Raw genomic sequence first — 3,001 nt, 5'->3', positions numbered from 1 at the left:
GGGTGAAGCCGCGCAGGAGATGAGCGCCGAGCAGGCCGAAGCGACCAGCGACGAGGTTAGCGACAGCCAGATGGAAAGCGCCCAGGCGTCGACCTCCGACGCCTTCGACGATTCCGAACTCGGCGAGGACGAGACTCCTGGCGAAGCCACCCGGCCGCACAATCGCGGCGCCAACGAACCGCGCGGACCGGAGTATCACGCCTTCGCGCCGAAGTTCGACGAGATCGTCGCCGCCGAAGATCTCTGCGACCACGACGAGCTGGAACGGCTGCGCAGCTATCTGGACAAGCAGCTGGCGCATCTGCAGGGGATCGTGGCCCGCCTCGCCAACCGGCTGCAGCGCAGGCTGATGGCGCAGCAAAACCGCGCCTGGGACTTCGACCTCGAAGAAGGCATTCTCGATCCGGCGCGTCTGTCGCGCGTGGTGATTGATCCGTTCCATCCGCTGTCGTTCATGAGCGAGAAGGAAGCGACCTTCCGCGACACCGTGGTGACACTGCTCCTCGACAATTCCGGTTCGATGCGCGGCCGCCCGATCACGGTGGCGGCGACCTGCGCCGACATTCTGGCGCGCACGCTGGAGCGTTGCGGCGTCAAGGTCGAGATCCTCGGCTTCACCACGCGTGCCTGGAAGGGCGGGCAATCGCGCGAGGCCTGGCTTGCCGCCGGCAAGCCGGCAAATCCGGGCCGGCTCAACGACCTGCGCCACATCATCTACAAGTCGGCGGACGCGCCGTGGCGCCGGGCTCGCAAGAATCTTGGGCTGATGATGCGCGAGGGGCTGCTCAAGGAAAACATCGACGGCGAAGCGCTGGACTGGGCGCACAAGCGCCTGCTTGGCCGCCCCGAGCAGCGCAAGATCCTGATGATGATCTCGGACGGTGCGCCGGTCGACGACTCGACACTGTCGGTCAATCCCGGCAATTACCTCGAACGGCATCTGCGCCACATCATCGAGGAAATTGAGACCCGCTCGCCGGTGGAGCTGATCGCGATCGGCATCGGCCACGACGTGACGCGCTACTATCGCCGCGCCGTAACCATCGTCGACGCCGAAGAGCTCGGCGGCGCCATCACCGAGAAGCTCGCTGAACTGTTCAGCGAGACCGCCACCCCGGCCGCAACGCCGGGTCCGCGCCGCCGTCGTCTGCATTCGTGAGCGCTCTTAGGCTGAGATGAGCCGATGAACGCTCCGCGGGGCGAAGCTGGGAAGCGGAGCGATCCCACGGCGACAGCCGTACCGGACTTCGCCACGACGACGCGCCGCAAGTTGCTTGCGGCCGGCTTGTCGCTGGGCGGCGCCGCGGCCTTGGCCGGTTTCGCGCCAACCCTGGCGTTGGCGCAGGCCAAGCCTGTCGAAGCCGACGAGCTGACACCGCCGGCACCGCGTTCGATCGAAGTGCGGGCTCGCCCTATCGACCACTTCGACCTGCGCGATCGCGCCCATCGCCAATTCGGTGCGCTGCAGTTTCGCAGCGGCCTGATCCTCACATCCGGCTTCCGCGGGTTCGGCGGGCTGTCGGCGTTGCGGCTTGATCCCCGCGGCGAGCGCTTCGTCGCGATCAGCGACAAGGCGACCTGGTTCACCGGCCGCATCGTCTATGACGGAAAGGCGCTGAGCGGTCTTGCCGACGTCGAAGCGGCGCCGCTGCTCGGCCCCGACGGCATGCCGCTGCGCTCACGTAAGTGGTACGACAGCGAGTCGCTCGCGTTCGACGGCGGCACAGCCTATGTGGGCTTCGAGCGCGTCAACCAGATCGTCAAATTCGATTTCGGCCGCGACGGCATCCGCGCGCGCGGCCAGCCGATCGCGGTGCCACCGGCGCTGCGCAAGCTGCCCAACAACAAGGGCATCGAATCGCTGGTGGTGGTGCCGAAGCCGCATCCGCTGGCCGGCACGCTGATCGCGCTGTCCGAGCGCGGCCTCGATGCCGAACGCAACACCATCGGCTTCCTGATCGGCGGCAAATCGCCCGGGCAGTTCGCGGTCCGCCGGACCGCCAACTACGACATCGCCGACGCCGCGCTGCTGCCGGGCGGCGAGCTGTTGATCCTGGAGCGCAAGTTTTCCTGGTTCGAAGGCGTGCATATCCGCATTCGCCGGATCGCACTGAGCGCGATCGTCCCGGGCGCAACCGTGGATGGCCCGGCGATCTTCGAGGCCGACCTCGGCAACGAGATCGACAACATGGAAGGGCTCGACATCCATGTCGATGCCAGCGGCGCGATCGTGCTGACGATGGTGTCGGACGACAACTTCTCGATGCTGCAGCGAACCTTGCTGCTGCAATTCATGCTGGAAGCCGACTAAGCCGCTGAGTGCGATTGCGCGCGGTTCACGCCGGCCTTGCCGCTGCGGCCCTGCTCGGCTTGGACGGCTCGGCGGCGGCGGTCGATCGCGCCGCTTCGGCCTCCTGTGCGGTCGCCAGGGCACGGCGGATCATCCGGGCGAGATCGCTGCGCCGATATGGCTTCGACAGCAGCAACACATCGGAATCGATCCGGTCATTATGGATCAGCGCGTTCTCCGAATAACCGCTGGTGTAGAGCACCCTGAGCCCCGGCCGACGCTTGATCATCTCGGCCGCGAGCTGCACGCCATTCATCGGGCCGGGCATCACCACGTCGGTGAACAGCAGGTCGAATGCGGTGTCGCTCTCGCCGATCGACAAGGCGGCGGCGGCGTTACCGACCGACAACGTCGTGTAGCCGAGGCTCTTGAGCTGGGCGTTGACGTAGCTGCGCACCATGGCGTCGTCTTCGACCACCAGGATCGTCTCGGTGCCCCCAACCGCGTTCTGCTCGATGGCCGGCGCGGCCTCGGCGTCGACCTGGATCTGGGCTCGCGGCAGATACAGCCGGAACGTCGTGCCCTGCCCCTCCTCGCTGTCCAGCGTGATGTGTCCGCCGGACTGCTTGATGAAGCCGTACACCATGCTGAGGCCGAGACCGGTGCCCTTGCCGACTTCTTTGGTGGTGAAGAACGGATCGAAGACTTTGC

General features: G+C 66.5%; 3 protein-coding genes. 2 read left to right on the top strand and 1 reads right to left on the bottom strand.

What is annotated here, in order from left to right; translation table 11 throughout:
- Both DYI24_RS24320 and DYI24_RS24315 read left to right on the top strand, forming a co-directional pair.
- Positions 1-1,159 (top strand): cobaltochelatase CobT-related protein (locus tag DYI24_RS24320; protein WP_502706374.1); only part of this gene is annotated, 1,159 nt, incomplete at its 5' end.
- Between the two features lie 24 nt (positions 1,160-1,183).
- The gene (locus DYI24_RS24315) at positions 1,184-2,311 is read left to right on the top strand and encodes an esterase-like activity of phytase family protein (RefSeq protein ID WP_164574146.1); all 1,128 of its coding nucleotides are present in this window, start codon (positions 1,184-1,186) and stop codon (positions 2,309-2,311) included.
- A gap of 25 nt (positions 2,312-2,336) precedes the next feature.
- Here DYI24_RS24315 and DYI24_RS24310 read toward each other — a convergent pair.
- Positions 2,337-3,001: response regulator (locus tag DYI24_RS24310; protein WP_164574145.1), on the bottom strand; the 665-nt coding region annotated here is incomplete at its 5' end.

This window comes from Rhodopseudomonas sp. BR0C11 (assembly GCF_010820945.1).
GTDB classification, from domain to species: domain Bacteria; phylum Pseudomonadota; class Alphaproteobacteria; order Rhizobiales; family Xanthobacteraceae; genus Rhodopseudomonas; species Rhodopseudomonas palustris_H.
The sequence above is the reverse complement of the archived record's forward strand: the minus strand, read 5'-3'. Positions and strand labels throughout refer to the sequence as shown.